This window comes from uncultured Winogradskyella sp., assembly GCF_947498345.1.
Taxonomy (GTDB): domain Bacteria; phylum Bacteroidota; class Bacteroidia; order Flavobacteriales; family Flavobacteriaceae; genus Winogradskyella.
Genome location: NZ_CANMJY010000015.1, coordinates 24,970 through 46,711 on the forward strand (window position 1 = coordinate 24,970; position 21,742 = coordinate 46,711).

Annotated in this window: 20 protein-coding genes; 15 read left to right on the forward strand and 5 right to left on the reverse strand. The window is 32.8% G+C overall.

From position 1 onward, the window contains the following. Nucleotides 1–4: 4 nt before the first annotated feature. Nucleotides 5–1,009 (reverse strand): bifunctional diaminohydroxyphosphoribosylaminopyrimidine deaminase/5-amino-6-(5-phosphoribosylamino)uracil reductase RibD, encoded by a 1,005-nt coding sequence (gene ribD / locus Q0912_RS16640; RefSeq protein WP_299117221.1) that lies wholly within the window; start codon nt 1,007–1,009, stop codon nt 5–7. Then, the gene (locus tag Q0912_RS16645) at nt 1,010–1,468 is read right to left on the reverse strand and encodes an LEA type 2 family protein (protein ID WP_299117223.1); all 459 of its coding nucleotides are present in this window, start codon (nt 1,466–1,468) and stop codon (nt 1,010–1,012) included. Nucleotides 1,469–1,519: 51 nt separating this feature from the next. Between Q0912_RS16645 and Q0912_RS16650 the strand changes: the two genes are divergently transcribed. The 6 genes from Q0912_RS16650 (at nt 1,520) to Q0912_RS16675 (ending at nt 7,791) form a co-directional block, all read left to right on the forward strand. After that, on the forward strand, nt 1,520–2,011 hold the full coding sequence (locus Q0912_RS16650) for a GNAT family N-acetyltransferase (protein ID WP_299117225.1): 492 nt from the start codon (nt 1,520–1,522) through the stop codon (nt 2,009–2,011). Nucleotide 2,012: 1 nt separating this feature from the next. Next, on the forward strand, nt 2,013–2,885 hold the full coding sequence (gene prmC / locus Q0912_RS16655; RefSeq protein ID WP_299117227.1) for a peptide chain release factor N(5)-glutamine methyltransferase: 873 nt from the start codon (nt 2,013–2,015) through the stop codon (nt 2,883–2,885). Then, nucleotides 2,886–3,467, forward strand: a complete 582-nt coding sequence (locus Q0912_RS16660; RefSeq protein WP_299117229.1) for a TIGR00730 family Rossman fold protein — start codon at nt 2,886–2,888, stop codon at nt 3,465–3,467. It abuts the gene before it with no gap. Nucleotides 3,468–3,495: 28 nt separating this feature from the next. Then, nucleotides 3,496–4,947, forward strand: a complete 1,452-nt coding sequence (locus tag Q0912_RS16665; RefSeq protein ID WP_299117231.1) for a hypothetical protein — start codon at nt 3,496–3,498, stop codon at nt 4,945–4,947. A gap of 11 nt (nt 4,948–4,958) precedes the next feature. Beyond that, a complete protein-coding gene (ligA, locus tag Q0912_RS16670) occupies nt 4,959–6,953 on the forward strand; it encodes an NAD-dependent DNA ligase LigA (protein WP_299117233.1) in 1,995 nt (664 codons plus the stop codon). 100 nt (nt 6,954–7,053) lie between these two features. Beyond that, nucleotides 7,054–7,791 (forward strand): hypothetical protein, encoded by a 738-nt coding sequence (locus tag Q0912_RS16675; RefSeq protein WP_299117235.1) that lies wholly within the window; start codon nt 7,054–7,056, stop codon nt 7,789–7,791. On the opposite strand, the gene Q0912_RS16680 is transcribed toward Q0912_RS16675, so the two are convergent. Genes Q0912_RS16680 through Q0912_RS16690 form a run of 3 tightly spaced genes read right to left on the reverse strand, consistent with a single transcriptional unit; the run spans nt 7,788 to nt 9,838 of the window. Further along, complete coding sequence (locus Q0912_RS16680; protein WP_299117237.1) at nt 7,788–8,171, reverse strand: DoxX family protein; 384 nt, start codon at nt 8,169–8,171, stop codon at nt 7,788–7,790. The genes Q0912_RS16675 and Q0912_RS16680 overlap by 4 nt on opposite strands. A gap of 57 nt (nt 8,172–8,228) precedes the next feature. Next, nucleotides 8,229–9,143: a metallophosphatase gene (locus tag Q0912_RS16685; protein ID WP_299117239.1), complete on the reverse strand. Its 915-nt coding sequence runs from the start codon at nt 9,141–9,143 to the stop codon at nt 8,229–8,231. 2 nt (nt 9,144–9,145) lie between these two features. Further along, entirely contained in the window at nt 9,146–9,838 is a 693-nt protein-coding gene (locus Q0912_RS16690) for a 5'-nucleotidase C-terminal domain-containing protein (RefSeq protein ID WP_366125140.1), read from the reverse strand. A 140-nt stretch (nt 9,839–9,978) separates the two neighbouring features. On the opposite strand from Q0912_RS16690, the gene Q0912_RS16695 reads away from it, so the two are divergent. From Q0912_RS16695 to Q0912_RS16735, 9 genes are all read left to right on the forward strand, one after another. Continuing rightward, nucleotides 9,979–10,497 carry a hypothetical protein gene (locus Q0912_RS16695; RefSeq protein ID WP_299117243.1) on the forward strand — a complete coding sequence of 173 codons (519 nt, stop codon included), beginning with the start codon at nt 9,979–9,981 and terminating at the stop codon, nt 10,495–10,497. Continuing rightward, nucleotides 10,497–11,381 (forward strand): 4-hydroxy-tetrahydrodipicolinate synthase, encoded by an 885-nt coding sequence (gene dapA, locus Q0912_RS16700; protein ID WP_299117245.1) that lies wholly within the window; start codon nt 10,497–10,499, stop codon nt 11,379–11,381. Before Q0912_RS16695 ends, dapA begins: the two co-directional genes overlap by 1 nt. A 108-nt stretch (nt 11,382–11,489) precedes the next feature. Next, a complete protein-coding gene (gene bamD / locus Q0912_RS16705; RefSeq protein WP_299117247.1) occupies nt 11,490–12,299 on the forward strand; it encodes an outer membrane protein assembly factor BamD in 810 nt (269 codons plus the stop codon). A gap of 3 nt (nt 12,300–12,302) precedes the next feature. Next, the gene (locus Q0912_RS16710; RefSeq protein WP_299117325.1) at nt 12,303–12,629 is read left to right on the forward strand and encodes a DNA-directed RNA polymerase subunit omega; all 327 of its coding nucleotides are present in this window, start codon (nt 12,303–12,305) and stop codon (nt 12,627–12,629) included. Between the two features lie 24 nt (nt 12,630–12,653). Beyond that, the gene (coaBC, locus tag Q0912_RS16715; protein WP_299117249.1) at nt 12,654–13,865 is read left to right on the forward strand and encodes a bifunctional phosphopantothenoylcysteine decarboxylase/phosphopantothenate--cysteine ligase CoaBC; all 1,212 of its coding nucleotides are present in this window, start codon (nt 12,654–12,656) and stop codon (nt 13,863–13,865) included. After that, the gene (locus Q0912_RS16720; RefSeq protein ID WP_299117251.1) at nt 13,858–14,745 is read left to right on the forward strand and encodes a DUF4835 family protein; all 888 of its coding nucleotides are present in this window, start codon (nt 13,858–13,860) and stop codon (nt 14,743–14,745) included. The genes coaBC and Q0912_RS16720 overlap by 8 nt, the downstream gene beginning before the upstream one ends. A 127-nt stretch (nt 14,746–14,872) precedes the next feature. After that, nucleotides 14,873–16,525 carry a DNA repair protein RecN gene (gene recN / locus Q0912_RS16725; protein ID WP_299117253.1) on the forward strand — a complete coding sequence of 551 codons (1,653 nt, stop codon included), beginning with the start codon at nt 14,873–14,875 and terminating at the stop codon, nt 16,523–16,525. 95 nt (nt 16,526–16,620) lie between these two features. Then, nucleotides 16,621–17,439 carry an SDR family oxidoreductase gene (locus Q0912_RS16730; protein WP_299117255.1) on the forward strand — a complete coding sequence of 273 codons (819 nt, stop codon included), beginning with the start codon at nt 16,621–16,623 and terminating at the stop codon, nt 17,437–17,439. 111 nt (nt 17,440–17,550) lie between these two features. Then, entirely contained in the window at nt 17,551–21,597 is a 4,047-nt protein-coding gene (locus tag Q0912_RS16735) for an FG-GAP-like repeat-containing protein (RefSeq protein ID WP_299117258.1), read from the forward strand. The last annotated feature ends 145 nt before the right edge of the window (nt 21,598–21,742 follow it).

The window sequence follows — 21,742 nt, forward strand, 5'->3', positions numbered from 1 at the left end:
CGTATTAGTTGTTTGTGTAAGTTTTTAATACATCATTTTCTATTTCATGCTCAGAAATTAACTGCCCTTTTAGTATAGGAGCTTTTACACCAGATTTAAATTCCATACGCCCAATAAAAACCCGTGCTTCATCCCATAAGTTTTCATCTATAAATGCCTGAAGTGTTTTTGATCCGCCTTCAACAATAACGGAATTTATATCCTCTTTATATAAGATAGTGGTAATTTGGCGTGTTATTGATTGATTAAAATCAAGAACTTTTTTCAAAACCCTTATGGTTTTGGCTTCATCATTAAAAACCCTAAAATCAGCAGCTAATTTTTGGTCTTTATCTATAACTATTCTAATAGGGTTGTTCCCCTTCCAGGCTCTAACTGTTAAACTCGGGTTGTCTTTTAAAACAGTATTATTACCAATCAAAATGGCTTGCTCTTCTGCACGCCATTTATGCACTAACTGTCTTGAATATTGATTAGTGATCCAAACTGGTTTCTGTTCGTTTTTAAATTTTGGTGCTATATAGCCATCTGTAGTCTCAGCCCATTTTAAAATAATATAAGGACGTTTTTTATTGTGAAATGTAAAAAAGCGTTTATGATGATTTTTACACGCGTTTTCTAAAACACCTACGATAACTTTACAACCAGCAGCTTTAAGTTTAGCAATACCTTTGCCAGCAACTTCTGGGTTATTATCTACGCATCCTATAACAACCTTAGGGATACGATACTCTATGATTAGATCACTACAGGGGGGAGTCTTACCAAAGTGACTACAAGGCTCTAAGGTTACGTAGAGCGTGCTTTTTTTTAATAAAGATTTATTGTCTACAGATTTAATGGCGTTAACCTCTGCATGATTACGTCCATAAGAACTAGTAAAACCTTCTCCAATGATAGTGTCATTGTAGACCACAACTGCACCAACCATTGGATTTGGTTGTGTTGTACCCAAGCCATTTTTTGCAATTTGCAAACAGCGTTTAATGTAAGTTTCGTGGTGGCTCAATTATAATTTTATTTTTATGTCTTGAGTTTTATCTACAGTGTAGGTTGAGGAATATCCTAAAACTTTATACTTAATCTCACCTTTATATTGCACTTTTAGTTTCTGAGAAATTAAACTACCCAATAAACTACCAAGATTTTTTTTGTCAATAATACTATCACTAGCTACAGCTACAATTAAGGGAATGGTAAAATTTTCTTTAGAAGGCACTTTAAATTCGTCTGAAACTACTGTGGCAACTTCAGTATTGTTAACATATACCTTAAGGTCTTCTGCCTTTAAAACACCTCCAACATCATTTGGGTTGGTAAATAAGGCCTCAGCTTTAAAAGTTATAGACTCTATGTTAGAATTAACAACCTTAATGTTCTCTATCCCTAAAAATTTAGGTTGTTCAGTTACAGTACAGTTGAAAAGTAGTGTAAAAAATAACGAAATGAATACAATTCTTTTAGTCATAAAATGTGAATTATCTATATCTTCGATGCAGTCTGAAAAATTATTTTTTTAATGTGTAAAGATACTATTGTTATTCGAGAAATAGAACTCAGGGACAATCCAAAGATTGCCAAAGCTATTCGTTCAGTTTTAATAGAATTTGGTGTACCAAAAGTCGGTACTGCATACGAAGACAAAGCTTTAGATTGTATGACTGAAACCTACGATATGCCTCGCAAAGTCTATTTTGTTGTCGAAAAAGGAAACGAAATTATTGGAGGTGCAGGCATATCACCTTTAAATAATTACGAAGGTAATGTTTGTGAATTGCAAAAAATGTACTTTATGCCTGAAGCCAGAGGGAAGGGTTTAGGTACTAAAATGATGGAGAAATGTCTCGATTTTGCGAAACAAGCAGGTTTTGATAAATGCTATTTAGAAACTATGCCATATATGGATGATGCCAGAAAACTGTATAAAAAAGTAGGCTTTGAGTTTATTGATAAACCCATGGGAGATACAGGACATTATTCTTGTACTGTTTGGATGATAAAAGATTTATAGAGTGTTATTAAGAGAGCTTCAAAATATATTCCATAAAGTGTTGGATGTAATATATAGTAAGGAGGAAGTAAATAGCTTCTTTTTTTTGTGCTTAGAGCATTATCTGGATTTTCCAAGATTTCAATTGGCACTTCAGCCAGAATATACTATTACTAAGTCTGAAACAGATATTTTTTTCAAAATTCTCGAAGATTTAAAACAACAAAAACCAATTCAATATATATTTGGTAAAACAGCGTTTTATGGATTAGAATTCATAGTGAATGCACATGTGCTAATCCCAAGACCAGAAACGGAAGAATTGGTAGATTGGATAATTAAAGATTATAAAGAGCGAAACGAAACAGCTAAAATAAAAATACTGGATATTGGTACGGGTTCAGGTTGTATAGCGGTTAGTTTAGCCAAACATTTGCAAAATGCTAAGGTATATAGCTTAGATGTATCAAAAGAGGCATTAAATGTAGCTAAGCAAAATGCTGAATTAAACGAAGTTGATATTCAATTCATTGAAGCTAATATATTAAATAAGAACTTTCATTCCACACTTTATACGAAATCTAAATTCGATATCATAGTATCTAATCCACCATATGTAAGGCATCTCGAAAAACCTGAGATAAAGTCCAATGTATTAGATAATGAGCCACATTTAGCATTATTTGTGGAAGACAAAAGACCATTAGTCTTTTATGAAACTATTTCACAATTTGCTACTAATAATTTGAAACGAAATGGGTGTCTTTATTTTGAAATTAACCAGTATCTTGGGAAAGAAACAAAGCAAATACTGATTGATGCAAATTATGAAAACATTGAATTACGAAAAGACCTAAACGGAAATTATAGAATGTTAAAAGGAATAAAGAATTAGATGAAAAGCATATCAGTATTTTGTGGCAGTAGCGAAGGGAATGACCAAGATATAATTTCTACAGCATATAAATTAGGAGGAGTATTTGCAACTAAAGAGATTACTTTGGTCTATGGTGCAGCTAAGATTGGTATAATGGGTAAAGTAGCACAAGGTGTTATAGATAAAGATGGTAAAACTATAGGTATTATTCCTCATTTTTTAAAAACCAAAGAGATTGTAAATACAGAGCTTACGGAACTTATTGTAACTGATAATATGCACGACCGTAAAATAATAATGTATGATAAAAGTGATGGGTTTATGATTATTCCTGGTGGATTTGGTACCATGGATGAGTTTTTTGAAATCACTACTTGGGGACAATTAGGCTTGCATACTAAACCTATAGGTATTTTAAATATTAATGGCTATTACGACGCATTGATAGCACAATGCATAATAATGGTAGAAAGAGGATTTTTAAAACAAGAAAATCTTGATGCTGTGGTAGTTGATACAACTATAGATGGCTTGTTAGATAAAATGAATAACTATGTGCCGTTACCTGCACCAAAATGGTTGAATAAAAAAGGGCTTTAAATTACTACGAAAGTAAGTATCTCAATATATGAAACAATTAGTAGTTATGTTAATTTTAGTTTGTTGTTTTTCATGTAAAAATGAAAAAAACAGTACCACTTCTAATACTACTTTGTCAAAAGATAAAATAATAGAAAAAACAACTCTAGATTATGATTTTAGTACTATTCCTAAGGACACGATAATAGTGTCAGGTAAAGAGATTGTCTTTTTTCTACCCTCAAAAGATGAGCTTCAAATTATTAAAAAAGAGGACAGTATATTGGAAAAAGATTCACTTTACAGATATAACATTGCACGTGTAAAACAGTACTTGAAATTTCCTGAAGGTATTAAAATATCTAATTCAACAAAGCGGGTTATCGGTGTAGATCAAGGCAATAGAATACGTTATTATGATAGGTTAGATTATTTTAAAAGTAACTACGGCATGTTAATGATGTATAATAGAACATTCCAATACGTTACAGGTTTTAATACCGAAGAAGAGCTTTATTCTATAATAGATGCGTATTACAGAAATAACCTGCGTTTCGAAATCCCTATTGAACAAAAATTTGTAGTTGCCGAAAATGGCCTAAATATTAGAAGATTAGATGGTACGATAGACGGTAAGTTTAATAATGGAGATGTAGTAGATATTTTAGGCTACAGTGATTCTATTGCAGAGATTAATGATGACGGAAAGATTTTAAAAGGACGATGGGCAGCGATTAAGTGGAATAATGTTACGGGTAATACATCCAGAGTAAAAAAACGCTATGTTTTTGAAGGGTTTTTAGGTAGTATAGATGAGGTGAAAGTATATAAAAGTCAAATTTGTTATGGTATTGAATATGAAACCCAAAGACTTTACGATATTACAGATAATATATACCCTAAGTGCTTAGATTCTTATTTTGATTTTGACCTAATTTCAGAAAAGAGTTTTAACGCAATAAAAGAAATGGATATCAACTTTTATAAAGAAAATAAACATGTTAAAATTGAAGCTAATGAAGATAATACACAAGACATCAACTTACCCCTTAAAGATACAACGCTAGTATTTAAAAGCATATCGGATTATAAGGGCTCTTCACATAGTTTTTATGGAGATATAGAGTTTTTAAACCAGTATTTAATGTACCATATTTACTATGAAGCTGAAGACGCATTCTTTTCGTTTATAGATAAAACATCTGGTAAACAAACTATAATGTTTCAAGGTTTTCCAAATATCTCACCAGATAAAAAGAGGATTATAAGTTTTTATTATGATATTTATGATGATGAGTTTTATTTAGAAATTTTTAAAATAAAAAAGGATAGGACTATTAATTTTGAAAAAGGGTTTCGATTTGTACATTGGATTCAAGACCACGGTAGTAAAATAAAATGGTTATCCAGCACAGAATTTGCTATAATTATTGTTAATAAAAATAGAATGCACCAATCTGATTATAAGCCTCAATATTTAAAAGTAAAGTTAAAGTTTTAGCTAAAATTTAAATGAATACACAACAAAAAATACAATCCCTCAGAGACGAACTACGTCAACACAATTATAACTATTACATTCTTGATAACCCAACGATTAGCGACTATGAGTTTGATATTAAGCTTAAAGAACTTCAAGCTTTAGAAGAGCAACACCCAGAATTATTTGATGCCAATTCGCCGACACAACGTGTAGGAGGAACAATTACCAAAAATTTTAATACCATTGCTCATGATTTTAGAATGTATTCCTTAGATAACTCATATTCTAAAGAAGATTTGTTGGATTGGGAAACCCGTATCAAAAAAATTGTAGATGGAGAAGTGAAATATACATGTGAGCTCAAGTATGATGGTGCTTCTATGAACCTTACTTATGAAGATGGTAAATTAGTTAGAGCAGTAACAAGAGGAGATGGAGTGCAAGGTGATGAAGTCACAGCAAATGTTAAAACTATAAAGACTGTTCCATTACAATTAAAAGGTGATTTTCCAAAAAGGTTTGATATAAGAGGTGAGATCATTCTGCCAATAAAAGGTTTTTTAAAGATGAATGAAGACCGTATGGCCAATGATGAAGAACCATATAGAAATCCTAGAAATACAGCTTCTGGAAGTTTAAAACTACAAGATAGTACAGAAGTTGCAAAACGACCATTAGAATGTTTGCTTTACAGTATAAAAGGAAATAACCTTAATATTTCTTCGCAAATTGAAGGCTTAGAAAAGGCAAGAGCCTGGGGTTTTAAAGTCCCGAATGAAGCAAAATTGGTGAATTCAATTGATGAGGTGTTAGAGTATGTGGAGTATTGGGACGAACATCGGCATAATTTACCTTATGAGATAGATGGTGTAGTGGTGAAGGTTAATAGTTTCTATCAACAAGATGAATTAGGGTTTACAGCGAAAGCACCACGTTGGGCAATGGCCTACAAGTTTAAAGCAGAGCAAGTGTCAACAAAGCTCAATGAAATCAAGTATCAAGTCGGTAGAACAGGAGCAATTACACCAGTAGCCAACTTAGAACCGGTACAATTGGCAGGAACTATTGTGAAACGTGCTTCATTACATAATGCAGACCAGATAGAAAAGCTCGATATTAGAGAAAGAGATGAGGTTTTTGTAGAAAAAGGAGGTGAGATTATACCTAAGATCATTGCTGTAGATTTAACAAAACGCCCAGAAAATTCTCAACCAACAACATATATTACCACTTGCCCAGAATGTGAAACAGAGCTTATTCGACCAGAAGGTGAAGCTAAGCACTATTGCCCTAACTATAATACTTGCCCACCACAGGTTATTGGTCGTATTCAGCATTATATATCTAGAAAAGCAATGGATATTGAGGGTTTGGGAGGAGAAACAGTTGCATTGTTAGTTAAGGAAGGATTGATTGCAAATTATGCTGATTTGTATGAGCTAACAGTTGAACAGGTTATTCCTTTAGAGAGAATGGCAGAAAAAAGTGCCAAAAACTTAGTTAATGGAATAGAAACGTCTAAGCAGATTCCTTTTGAACGTGTTCTTTTTGCTTTAGGTATTCGTTATGTTGGTGAAACCGTTGCAAAAAAATTGGCAAAGTATTATAAATCTATTGATGCCTTAATGTTTGCTTCAGCTATAGATTTAGTTACAGTTGATGAAATAGGTGAACGTATTGCAGAGAGTGTTGTTGAATTCTTTTCTTCTGAAGAAAATAAAACAATAGTTGAGCGTTTAAAATCATCTGGTGTACAACTCGAAATCTCTGCAGATAAACTAGCTAACCAAACTGAAAAATTAAAAGGACAAACATTTGTAGTCTCAGGAGTTTTTGAATCCGTATCCCGAAACGAACTTAAAAAACTGATAGAAGATAATGGTGGAAAAGTATCTTCATCAATCTCATCTAAAACAAGTTATGTTATAGCAGGTGATAAAATGGGACCTAGTAAACGAGCTAAAGCAGAAAACTTAAACATTGTAATCCTTTCTGAACAAGCATTTTTAGGCTTATTGAAATAATTTCTTACACGAAATTATGTATTTTATCGATAAAATGTATTTTTTTATCGTTTAATTGTAAAAAAATTTTATATTCGCTTCATTAATAAGGGATTGATTAATGATAGTAAATAAAATTTTAAAAGTAGTTTTATTGCTTTTGGGAGGAGTCTTTATAGTGCTTCAAGGCTTTGCTTTTGAAAAGGAAGGTTCTGCCATAAGTGCATTAATGCTTGTAATACTTACATTTTTATATTGCCGTTGGACAGAACATAAAACCAAATACTTCTTTTGGTTTTTAATCTTTTTTACAATTGCCCAATTGGTAAGTTTTTATGCTTTTTTTGCGCCAGAATTTAAAGATAGCGAAACAGATTATTTTTATTATACAGCAAACACTCTTTATATCATTTCATATTCTTTTTTAACGATTAAAATGCTTGTGGATCTTAATCTGAAAAAGGTTTTTTCTGAGTTATCTATACCTATAATCATATTGATAGTCTTGGATATCTTCTGTGTTATTCTGGTTACTGATACTACACAGAATGTACTTTCATATGAGGAGTATATTTTAGAGTTTGTTTATAATGCCATTATAATGCTATTATTATCTGTGGCTTTAATTAATTATATGTATAGAAACGATAATAAATCTATGCTGTTTTTAATTGGTTCTATATGTATTGTATTTTCTGAGATAATTCAATTAGCTTATTACTATATACTAAATGATAATAACTTAGGATTCATCTATTCGTTCTTTTTGGTAATAGCTTTTTTGTTTTTCTATTTACAATCACAATTAGATTTTACAGGCCCAGAACCTGCTTATACTGACGAGCAGTTAGAGGCTTAGTTTTTGCCTAAAAAAGGGATGTTGTTACGTTGTGAAACTAATATAACAGCACTCAATGCAAAAGTTAAGATTGCAGTGTAAAATAATACGCCTCCATCACCCTTTACTTCAATTCCTAATTGTGTTAAATGCATCATTATAGCACCGCCAATTAGAACTAATGTTAATGCTGCACCAGCCCAAACAGTTTTGGGTATTAGAAGTAATATACCAGCAATAAGTTCTAGTATACCTATGCCAATTCTTCCGTAAGGCTCCAAGCCCACAGTTTCAAAAATATAAACACTATCTGGATGAGCGGTGAATTTAAAACGGAGTGTTTGTATTAAGATGATAGCAACTATAATTCTTAATACTAAAATGATTTTCTTAGACTTCATAATTTATAAGGTTTACAAAAATCTTAGACGTTCAAATCTAAGTTACTTACATTTCTTCTATACAATTATAGAAGCTCCATCCGCTTTAGTGGCTTTTCCTAGTTCAAAATAGAAGTCAATTTTTCCAAGATAAAGGCCATATGCTCCTACCTGATTGATGAGTACATTTTTACCAACACTATTTTTTTCAATCGTTGGTTTTGGTAAAAATGTATGGGTATGTCCTCCAATAATAAGATCAATATCTTTAGTTGCTTTTGCTAGGGCTAAATCACAAACTCTATCGGGTTTATTTCGATAATAATAACCTATGTGAGACAAACAGATCACTAAATCACAAGCTTGCTCTTCTTTTAGAAGACGAGACATATCTTGAGCTATTTCAATAGGGTGATTGTATACGGTTTCTTTATACATGTTTTTATCCACAAGACCTTCGAGTTGTACTCCTAATCCAAATACACCTATTTTAATTCCATCTTTTATAAAGGTCTTGTAAGGCTTTACATGCGTGTCCATTACAGTATTCTTAAAGTCGTAATTTGCAGATACAAACTCAAATTTAGCATGAGGTAATTGCGCATTAAGTCCATCAATTCCGTTGTCGAAATCATGGTTGCCAATAGTCGCTAAATCGTAGTTGAGCATACTCATTAGTTTAAATTCTAGTTCGCCACCGTAATAGTTGAAATAAGGTGTGCCCTGAAAAATATCACCAGCATCAAACAACAGCGTATTGGGATTTTCTTTTCGAATTGATTCTACTAAAGTAGCACGCCTCGCTACACCACCTTTATTAGGGTTTCTTTTATGGTTTGGTCCAAAGGGGTCTATATGACTATGCACATCGTTGGTATGCAGAATAGTGATTTTTTTAGCATTTGAACTGTTGAAAGATTGCAATCCAATACCGCCAATACCTAACAAAGCAGTCGCAGCTGTAGATTGTTGTATAAATTGTCTTCTATTCATATCTAATCTTCTAGTTTTATAAAGCGATTATCGCGTTTTGGGTTGAGGGTGTCCTTCTTTTTAAAATTATCAATGAGTACATTTCTAATTTTATAATCAAGAATATATAAACTATCATTAGGGTGAAAAAAATTCATGCTATCACCACCATTATATAAATAATCATTTGTAGCCACATAGTACGTTGCGGCTTTATCAATGGGCTTTCCGTTTACTGCAACAAAGCTAATTTCAAAATTTTTGGTTAAGGTTAGTTGTAGGTGCTCAGAAACTGGATGCGCACGTTTGGCTCTTGCTAAATAATCTATCATCATATATATTTGCTCACCTTTTAGAGCAACAACAACAACCGAATTCTCAAAAGGCATTACCTCAAAAGCGGTTCTTATTGATATATTTCCTTGTGAGATTATAGATCGAATTCCCCCATGATTTAAAAGTACAAAATCAATGGTGTTTCCAGTACGTTTGCTAAAAATAGGATTGCTTTCTTCAAATACAGCATCTGCTATTAAGTTTCCAATAGTTGTATTAAACTCTCCATCAGATTTAGAATATGTCTCAGGAGCATATGAAATAATGCTGTCAAGGTTTTTATTTACGTTTTCTCTAAAAGGTGCAATAAAGTTTTCTACATCAGAATCTGTAGTAATAGTTTCATCAATTTCTATACGATTACCCTCAATTTTCGACAAATGAAAATCGTTATTACACGAAAAAATAAAAACTAAAAATAGAAGTTTAAAAATATGTTTAATAGTCATTGAATAACTTATAGGTTGTTAACTAATATATGTGCACGCTTTTACTAAATTTGCACAAAGCCTAAAGATAAATGTTTTTAAAAGCTTTTAAGGAAAAATCAAACCGAAAATACGTTAACAAATTGTTAGATGCCAGAAAAGTGGCTGTTAACAATCATAAGGTAAAGACGATTTCGGTACTGTTAAATGCAGACGAATTTAATGATTTCGAAGCTTTTAGGGCGTATTTTAAAGAATTGAATTTAACATCTCCAAAGCACAAGATTATTGCTTATACTGGTGATGATAAGTTCGAATCTAGCCAATGGGAAACGTATTTTAGCCCTAAGGATTTTGGTTGGAAAGGAAAAATTAACAATATAGATTTACAGGCTTTTATTGATGAGGATTACGATGTGCTAATAAGTTACTATGAAAATGAAAATTTACATTTGAATCTTATTACTGCAGCATCTAAAGCAAACTTAAAGGTTGGCTTATGTAGAAATGATGAGCGCTTGTATGATTTAATCATAGAAACCAAACCAAAAGACATAAAAACTTTTAAAGTAGAATTTAAAAAATATCTAAGCATTCTAAATAAATTATGATGAGCAATTTTATAGGTACAGGAGTTGCATTAATAACACCATTCAAACCTGATTTAAGTATCGATTATGACGCATTAGAACGTCTGGTAAAATACAATATCGAAAACGAAATAGAATATTTGGTGATAAGTGGAACAACAGGTGAAAGTGTTACAGTTACTGCAGAAGAAAAGAAGGCATTAGTAAAATTTATCGCTAAGATAAATAATGGAAGATTACCACTGGTTTTAGGCATTGGTGGTAATAATACGACTTCTATAATAAATGAAATTAAAACAACAGATTTTTCTGATATAGATGCCATTTTATCAGTTTCCCCATATTACAGTAAGCCAACTCAAGAAGGTATATATCAGCACTTTAAAGCTATATCAGAGATTTCTCCATTGCCAATTATAATGTACAATGTACCAGGAAGAACATCTTCTAATATGTTGCCTGAAACAACAGTAAGGTTAGCAAATGATTTTGAAAACATTATAGGAGTAAAAGAAGCAGGTAATAATGTGCAGCAATATTTAGAATTGTTAAGGACAAAGCCTAGTGATTTTTTAATTATTTCTGGCGATGACGATTTGGCTTTGGGTGTTGTTTTGGCAGGAGGATCTGGCGTTATTTCTGTTATTGGACAGGCTTTGCCAAAAGAATTCTCTGAGATGATTCGTTTAGGTATTGCAGGTAAAGCTAAGGAGGCTTATAATACGCATTTTAAATTAATGCCTATTACAGGTTTAATTTTTTCAGAAAACAACCCTGCAGGTATTAAAGCTGTTTTAGATGCTCTGAATATATCGAGATCGTATGTAAGATTGCCTTTGGTTGAGGCCACAGATATGCTCAAAAAAAATATCGAAACAGCTATACGAGACTTGGGCAAAAGTTAAATTTTATCTAAACTATATTTAGCACCCAAATTTGAGCTTATTTTAGCACATAATTTTTACTTTCAAATTCCGTTAATAATGCGTACTTTTGCAACTTGTTTAAAATTTATGAAGCGAGGACTTTACATATTATTTATTACCACAGTGTTAGTTTCGTGCAGTGACTTTCAGAAAGCCTTAAGGTCTGAAGATGTGGGTGAGAAATTCAAACTGGGTACTGAATTGTTCGAAGCTGGTAAATATAACAAAGCATTTCGATTGTTTGAGCAAGTGCTTCCTAAGTACAGAGGGAAACCCCAAGCAGAAAAATTGACATTTATGCATGCTATGTGCTCGTACCAATTGAAGGATTATTACATATCTAGCTATCATTTTGATAAGTTTACAGATGTATATCCTAAAAGTGAGAAAGCAGAACAAGCCGCATTCTTATCCGCAAAAGGCTATTATTACAATTCCCCTGTATATTCTAAAGAACAAAAAGAAACCGTAGAGGCTATTGAGAAATTTCAATTGTTCATTAATCAATATCCTAATTCACAATATGGAGAAGAAGCTAATAAGCTTGTTAAAGAATTAGACTATAAGTTAGAAAAAAAGGCTTTCGAAATTGCTAAGCAATATGATTTAATAAGGGATTACAAAGCTTCTGTAAAATCATTCAACAACTTTTTGTTTGATTTTCCAGGTTCAAGATTGAAAGAAGAAGCGTTGTATTATAGGTTACATGCAGAATATAACTTAGCACTTTTAAGTATAGAAAGCCTTAAAGCAGAACGATTACAGCTCGCTATAAATTATTATAAAGCGTTTAAAAAAGCATATCCAAACTCACAGTTTCAAGAAGAAACTTTAGAATGGCAGCAGAAATTAAACGAAGAATTACAAAAAATTAATACAAAAGATAATACTAAATAAATGATGGACTTAAAAAAGACAGACGCTCCAGTTTCAACGGTAACGTATAACAGAAATGAGGTTGATGCTCCGACTGATAATATCTATGAAGCCATTTCTGTAATCGCGAAGCGTGCAGAACAAATCAATACAGATATCAGACGTGAGTTAATTGATAAGTTAGAAGAGTTTGCTACTTATAACGATAGTCTTGAAGAAATTTTTGAAAACAAGGAACAAATTGAAGTTTCTAAGTTTTACGAGAAATTACCAAAACCACATGCTTTAGCTGTAAAAGAGTGGTTAGATGATAAGATTTATCACAGAAACACTGAGGATACTCAAGAATAAATCTCGATTATCGAGTAAATTTCCATGTCTATTCTAAAAGACAAAAACATTTTATTAGGCATTACTGCTGGTATTGCCGCATACAAATCTGCTAGTTTAGTAAGATTATTCATTAAAGCAGGCGCTAACGTTAAGGTTGTTATGACGCCTGCTTCTAAGGATTTTATAACTCCACTCACACTTTCTACATTATCCAAAAACCCAGTCTATTCTGCTTTTGTAGATGAAGAAGACGATGGGCAGGTATGGAATAACCATGTTGATTTAGGATTATGGGCAGATTATTTTGTTATAGCTCCTGCTACTGCAAATACTATGGCAAAAATGGCAAATGGTGTTTGTGATAATATACTATTGGCAACTTACCTTTCGGCTAAATGTCCTGTATATTTTGCACCAGCTATGGATCTGGATATGTACAAGCACAAATCCACCAAAACCTCGTTTGAAAAATTAGCATCTTACGGAAATAAAATGATTCCTGCAGGTATTGGTGAATTAGCGAGCGGATTAGTTGGTGAAGGACGGATGGCAGAACCTGAAGATATTATTAACTTTATAGAAAAGGATATTCTAGACCAATTACCTTTAGTTGGTAAACGAATTCTCATTACAGCTGGCCCAACTTACGAAGCTTTAGACCCAGTACGTTTTATTGGGAATCATTCTAGTGGGAAAATGGGGTTCGAAATAGCTGCTGCTGCTGCGAATCTTGGAGCTGAGGTTGTCTTGGTAACTGGTCCAACTCACCAAAGCATTAGCCATAGTTTGGTACTGGTAAGATCTGTAGTTAGCGCAGAAGATATGTATAATGAAGTTCATAAACATTTTAGTAATTCTGATATAGCAATACTTTCTGCAGCAGTTGCAGATTACAGACCCAAAATTGTAGCCGATAAGAAAATAAAAAAGAGCGATACAACGTTTAGTATTGAATTAGAAAAAACTAAGGATATTTTAAAATCGCTTGGAGAGATTAAGAAACACCAATTTTTGGTAGGTTTTGCACTCGAAACCAATGATGAGCTAGAGCATGCTAAAGGTAAATTAAAATCCAAAAACCTAGACTTGATAGTACTCAATTCCTTACAGGATAAAGGCGCAGGTTTTGGAGTATCAACAAATAAAGTTACATTTATAACATCGTCTAACGATATTATTGAAAACCCACTTAAGTCTAAAGCAGAAGTAGCTAAAGATTTAATGCAACAGATATTAAAACAATTACATGCGTAAGATATTAGTATTATCGGCTTTTTTATTTACAACAGTTATGTTTGCTCAAGAACTAAACTGTACGGTTAATGTTATAGCACAACAAACAGGAAATGACAATAATGTTGTTTTTAATACTCTTGAAAAACAGTTGACAGAGTTTATTAATAAAACAAAATGGACTGAGAAATCTTTTGGATCAGAAGAACGCATTAATTGTAGCATGGTCATTAACGTAAGTAGTTATGAAAATGACAGATTTAAAGCCACATTACAAGTGTCCTCATCTCGACCAGTTTATAATTCTACATACAGTTCTCCAGTATATAATTATAACGATAAGGAGTTTAACTTTCAGTATCTAGAGTTTCAGAATTTGGTGTTCAACCCTATTCAGTTCGAATCTAACCTCATATCGGTACTATCTTTTCATATCTATATGATTTTAGGAACAGATGCAGATTCGTTTGCACTCAATGGAGGTGACGAATACTTTAAGCAAGCACAGACTATTGCCAATTATTCACAGCAAATTAATGGGCAAGGCTGGAAATTAGAAGACGGTCTGCAATCGCGTTTTGCTTTAATCGATAATTTAATGTCACCAACGTTTAAGGAAATCCGCTCTACAATGTATAGCTATCATATTGAGGGCTTAGATGTTATGGCACAAAGTGCAAAAGAGGGTAAATCGAAAGTTATATCTACATTATCAGAACTACAAAAAATACATAGAAGACGACCAAATTCTTATTTGCTACGTGTATTTTTCGATGCTAAGTCCGATGAACTAATGGATATACTCTCAGGCGGTCCTAGTGTTAATATTACTGAAGCTGTTGATATTCTTAACAGAATTGCACCCATGCACTCTCAAAAGTGGAGGAAAATTAAGTTTTAAGGTTATATAGTATATTACTAAAGTTTTAACTAAATATAGTTGAGGTCTATTAAGATTTAATATTTGAGATTCAATTGATATTTAGAAGTTGTAAATCTTTACTTTTGTAAAAACAAATTACAGATTTTTGCTCACCTCTCTTTACATAAAAAACTATGCACTCATTGATGAACTAAACGTACAGTTCAATAATGGACTAACTATTATTACTGGCGAAACTGGCGCAGGTAAGTCTATACTATTAGGTGGTTTATCTTTGGTTTTGGGTAAACGGGCAGATTTAAGTCAGGTGAAAAATGCAGATGAAAAATGTGTTATCGAAGCGATTTTCGATATTGCAAACTACAATCTAAAAACACTTTTTAAATCCTTAGATTTAGATTATGATGTGCAGACTATTATTAGACGAGAAATATTACCATCAGGAAAATCCAGAGCATTTATTAACGACACACCAGCAACTTTAGATCAACTTTTGGTATTGAGCAATTATCTAATAGATATTCATTCCCAGCATCAAACATTGCAATTAACGCAAGATGATTATCAATTTATGGTTATTGATGCATTAGCAGACAATGCTTCAAACTTAGATGTTTATAAAAATCTATTAAGAGATTATAAATTGCATCAAAGGGAATTAGAAGTATTGAAGTTGTCTAAAGCTGAAATGATTAAGGAATACGATTACAATCTTTTTTTAACTAAAGAATTAAATGAAATTGATTTAGAATCTGTAAATATTGAAGATTTAGAAACACAATACGAACAACTTAATAATGTAGAAGTAATAGCAGAGAGGTTGGGTAATACAAAAGTGGTTTTAAATACCGAAGATCTGGGTATCATTGATCAACTCAATAATGTTAAACAAGAATTATTTAAAATTTCAGAATTTGGAAAAACCTACGAATCTTTATCTGAGCGAATTGTAAGTGTAGGTATAGAGTTGGACGATGTATTGGCAGAGTTAGATCACCTAGAAGAAAATTTGTCTACAGACCCTGAAGAATTAGACCGTGTTAACGCTAAGCTTCAAATTATAAATAATCTGTTTCAAAAGCATTCGGTTTCTAATATCAAAGAACTCATTGCAATAAAAAATCAATTAAAATCCAAAATTTCTAATACCGAAAGTCTGGATAGTAACATTGCCAAAAAAGAAAAAGCAATTGAGCAATTCAATGAAGATTTAAATAAAGTTTGTATTAAGATCCATAATAAAAGGAAAGCGATTACACCTGTTTTAACAGCAAAACTTGAAACTATGCTTAGTGATTTAGGAATGTCAAATGCCAAGTTTAAAATAGAACTAGAATTGATGGAGCAGTTTATGGTAAATGGAAAGGATCGTCTGCAGTTTTTGTTTACTGCAAATAAAGGGGCAAACTTCAATGCGCTAAAAAAAGCAGCTTCAGGAGGTGAATTATCTCGAATTATGCTAGCAATTAAATCCATTTTAGCAGAATATATTCAATTGCCATCTATAATGTTTGATGAAATAGACACAGGTGTTTCGGGTGAGATTTCTAATAAAATGGGCGATATTATGAAACAGATGAGTGGTAAGATGCAAGTCTTTTCGATTACACATTTACCTCAGATAGCGGCAAAAGGCGACTCACATTACAAAGTGTACAAAACAGATGTTAAAGGTGTAACACAAACGCAGCTGAAAAAATTAGATGAAGAAGAACGTGTCGTTGAAATAGCTCAAATGTTAGGAGGGATAGATATCACGGAATCTGCAATGGCGCACGCAAAACAGCTACTAAATTAAAATATATAGAATTGAAAGTCATAAATTCAAAGATTTGTTAACTTTGAAGGCAATAGACAAAGCAACTAACAACTAAACTAATTAAAGAGATACACATGTCATACAACTTACTAAAAGGGAAAAAAGGAATTATTTTTGGTGCATTAGATGAAAACTCAATAGCATGGAAAACTGCAGAACGTGTTCATGAAGAAGGTGGAGAATTTGTGTTAACCAATGCGCCTGTGGCTATGCGAATGGGTCAGATTAATGCACTTGCAGAAAAGACAGGTTCTCAAATTATTCCTGCAGATGCAACTTCAGAGGAAGATTTGCAAAATCTGGTAGAACAGTCTATGGAAATCTTAGGAGGTAAATTAGATTTTGTTTTGCACTCAATAGGAATGTCTATAAACGTAAGAAAAGGAAGAGCTTATACCGATCAAAAATACGATTGGACACAAAAAGGTACTGATGTCTCTGCAATGTCTTTTCATAAAGTTATGCAGACTCTTTATAAAGCTGATGCTATGAACGAATGGGGCAGTATAGTAGCTTTAACTTATATGGCTGCACAGCGTGTATTCCCAGATTATAATGACATGGCTGATAACAAAGCATATTTAGAGAGTATAGCGCGTAGTTTTGGATATTTCTTTGGTAGAGATAAAAATGTAAGAGTTAATACCATTTCTCAATCACCAACTCCAACAACAGCAGGTAGTGGTGTAAAAGGATTTGATGGCTTTATTGCATATGCCGAGAAAATGTCACCACTTGGTAATGCTACAGCAATGGATTGTGCTAACTATACAGTATCGTTATTTAGTGATTTAACCAAGCGTGTAACTTTACAGAACTTATATAATGATGGTGGCTTTAGTAACATGGGAGTGAGTGATGCAGTTATGGATGCTTTCGTTGATAACAATTAAACGATATAATAACTAATTTTAAAGCTGTTATACAAATTTGTATAACAGCTTTTTTTATATTGCAATGTTAAGAATAGTTAAAACAGCTCTATTAATATTTTACATTTATAAATGAAGAGAACATTACAAAACAACCTTAAGCTATTATTCATTGTATTTTTGGTAACTGTAAATATATCTATATATGCTCAAACTTTTGATAGAGTAGAGGACATTGTAGGTCTTGGAGTATTAGAGGATAATAATGGTGCGGCAGTTGCAGATTATGATAACGATGACGATCTCGATATTTTTGTTGTAGCTAAAGCTAAAGACAATCCAAATAACCCAAAAACACTGAGCCGGTTGTTTAGAAATAATAATGATGGTTCATTTACCGATGTTACCGAATTAGCTGGCTTTTCAAATTTATTCCCTCAAGATGTAAATCCTGAAGATTTCACAGGTTTAGCTGGCTACAAGTATAGTGCAAACTGGGGTGATTATAATAATGATGGTTTCCCTGATTTGTTTATGACTTTTCTAGACAGTGTACAATTATGGAGAAATATGGGTAATGGGACTTTTACTAATGTTACAGAAACATCAGGCATTACTAGTGATAATGGATGTGGAAATACTGGAGCTACATGGTTTGATTATAATAATGACGGTCTATTAGACCTTTTCATTGCAGACTGGCAACGATGTGCTTCTAACTCTTTATATGTTAATAATGGTGATGAGACATTCTCTAATGTTAGTCAATCAGTGGGTTTATTTACTAATATCGAAAGTTATGCCAGTTTTGTTGGCTTACCCTATGATTTTAATACAGATGGATTTATAGATTTATATGTAACTAACGATGTGCATGATCCCAACGAATTATTTATTAGCCAAAATGGGACTAGCTTTATAGATGAGGCTGCTAATTATAATATAAATACTGTAGGTGAAGATATGGCTATCACTATAGGTGATTACAACTTAGATGGTCATTTCGATTTTTTTATAACAGCTATAGATTTAAATTTTTTATTAACGAATAATGGAGATGGCACATTTACAGAAAGAGCACAAGAAAATGGTGTCGATAATACATTATGGTCTTGGGGTACTAAATTTTCCGATTTTGATTTAGATGGAGATGAAGATCTTTTCGTTGCTAATGGCTATGTATTAAATGGTAGGTCAGAAGAACCAAACTTTTACTTTGAAAATGAAGGTGCTCAAAACGGTACTTTTTTTACAGACATTTCTAATAATCTTGGTTTGAATGAACTTGGTGTTAGTGTTGAAGCACTAGACTTTGATTATGATAATGATGGTGATATAGATTTATTGGTGACAAACAGTAACAAAGAATGTTTTTTTTATGAAAATAAACTCTTAAATTTTGATGATGCTGAAACATCTTTAAACTGGTTAAAGGTTAAATTAGAGGGAACAGTGTCTAATCGAGATGCGATTGGAACTACCCTAACGCTTACTACAAATACCGGAAGTGTATTAAAACGCTATTATTCTGGAGTAGGGTTTTTAGGTCAAAGTTTGCAAGGAGTACATTTTGGTTTAAATGATGTAACCCAGATTAGTTCATTAGAAATTAAATGGCCATCAGGAATATCAGAAATTTATAATGACTTAAATACAAACATAACTATAAAAGCTACAGAGCAGCAAAGTATACAAGTTTTAAACATACTCCCAAGTCAAAAAATTTATGGATGTACGGATCCTGTGTCATGTAACTATAATCCAGATGCGACATTAGATGATGGGTCTTGTGCATATTTGCCCTCTCAGACTATTGTTGGTAATACCACTTCTTCCTTCTTAAGAACAGAAACTTACACGTATAATATAGCGTCTGGTTCTACTGCAAATTGGCAAGTTTCTGGAGGTGAAATTTTAAGTGGACAAGACACAAACAGCATTACAGTAATATGGCATTTGGAAGGATCAGGTAGTGTTTCTGTTATAGAGACAGGTGATCAATGTTCAAGCCAGGAAGTGTCTATTAATGTAGAACTGGGAGTTAATAATTTGCCAGAAGGTATTTCAATTGCTAGATTATGGAACGAAGTTTTGTTAGAAGCTATACGAGATGATTTTGCAAGACCAACAGTACACGCCAGAAACTTATTTCACACCAGTGTAGCAATGTATGATGTTTGGGCGATATATGATGAAATAGCTTCACCTTATTTAATTGGTAACACAGTTAACGGATTTTCAAGTACACTTGAAGAATTTACACCAAATGAAGACTTAGAAGTAGCTTTAAGTAAATCTATAAGTTACGCTATGTACCGTATAATGTCTCACCGTTTTCAGAATTCACCTGGTGTAGATGAAACTCAAGCACGATTAAATATGTTGATGGAAAAACTCGGTTATGACACTAACATAGAGACTTTGCTATATGAAGATGGTGATGCAGCAGCATTTGGCAATTATGTAGCACAAACTATTATTGATTATGGTTTACAAGATGGTTCAAGAGAAGCTACAGCTTATGATAATGCTTATTATGAACCAGTTAATGATCCTTATGCTTTAGATGCTAATAGTGGTGTTAACCCTCCTATAGATGACCCTAATCGATGGCAACCTCTAACTTTAGATATATTTATTGATCAAGGAGGAGAAATTGTTGATGATAATACACCTCCCTTTTTAAGCCCAGAATGGGGCAATGTTTTTGGTTTTGCACTATCAGAAGAAGATAAGGTAACTTACCAGAGAAATGGTAATAACTTCCATGTTTTTCACGATCCATCAGATCCACCATACATTAGTTTAACGGAAGATAATGCTGATAGTAATGCCTATAAATGGGGTTTTACTATGGTTTCGGTTTGGCAAGCGCACTTAGATCAAGATGATGGGGTCTTATGGGATATATCACCAAATTCTATTGGTAATGTAGATATAAGTACATTTCCGACGGATTATGCAGACTACCCTAATTTTTATGATTTTTTTAATGGCGGCGCAAATAGTAATGGCCATGCCTTAAATCCAATAACTGGCAGTTCTTATGAGGTTAACATGGTGCCTAGAGGAGATTATGCTAGAGTACTTGCTGAGTTTTGGGCAGATGGACCAGATTCTGAAACTCCCCCAGGTCATTGGTTTACCATCTTAAATTATGTTAATGATCATCCACAATTTGAAAAACGTTTTGAAGGGGTTGGGGATATTTTAGAACCTTTAGAATGGGATGTTAAGGCTTACTTTATTTTAGGTGGCGGTATGCATGATGCAGCTATTTCTGCATGGAGTGTAAAAGGTTGGTACGATTATATACGGCCAATTTCAGCCATTCGTTCAATGGCCGAACGCGGACAAAGTACAGATAATACATTAGACAATTACCATGTAGGGGGTATTCCATTAATACAAGATTATATAGAAGTTGTAGAAGTTGGTGATCCATTAGCGGGTTTCTCTAATCAACATGTTGGTAAAATAAAATTATATACATGGCGAGGTCATGATTTTATTGGTGATACAGAAACAGACCAAGCAGGTGTCGGTTGGATATTAGCAGAAGACTGGTACCCTTACCAAAGACCAACCTTTGTAACACCTCCATTTGCAGGCTATGTGTCTGGCCATTCCACTTATTCTAGAGCTGCAGCTGAGTTAATGACAATGATGACTGGTAGCGAATTTTTCCCAGGAGGATTAGGGGAATTTGTGGCTAAAAGGAATGAGTTTTTAGTATTTGAAGAAGGTCCTTCTGTAGATGTTGTATTGCAATGGGCAACCTATAGAGATGCTTCAGATCAAACGAGTTTAAGTAGAATTTGGGGAGGTATTCATCCACCTGCAGATGATATTCCAGGACGTTTTATAGGGCAAGATGTAGCCGAAGATACGTTTGATTTTGCAGTACCTTACTTTAATGGTTCATTAAGTATTGATGAGGATGAATATAAAAAAGCCGTTAATGTTTATCCTAACCCAACAAATGGATCAATTTTTATTTCAAATGCTAATAATCAAGATGTGATTAAAGTTTATGACATTAGGGGAAGAGAAATAAAAATTGAAGATAAGGAATACAATTCGCAAAACAATACTCTTTCAATTCAAATTAATGCTTCAGAAGGAATTTATTTCATAAAAATAAATAAGTTTGTAAAAAGCATAGTAGTAAAAAACTAAATCAGAATTCATTAATGTCTTATTAATCTTATGTTTTTTGGTTCTATATATAGTCTGACGAAGTAATCTATTAATATTTAGACTTTTATAGCACTTTTTTTGTAATATACAGATACGGCTTTAATCGCATTTTTCTTGTGTTTTA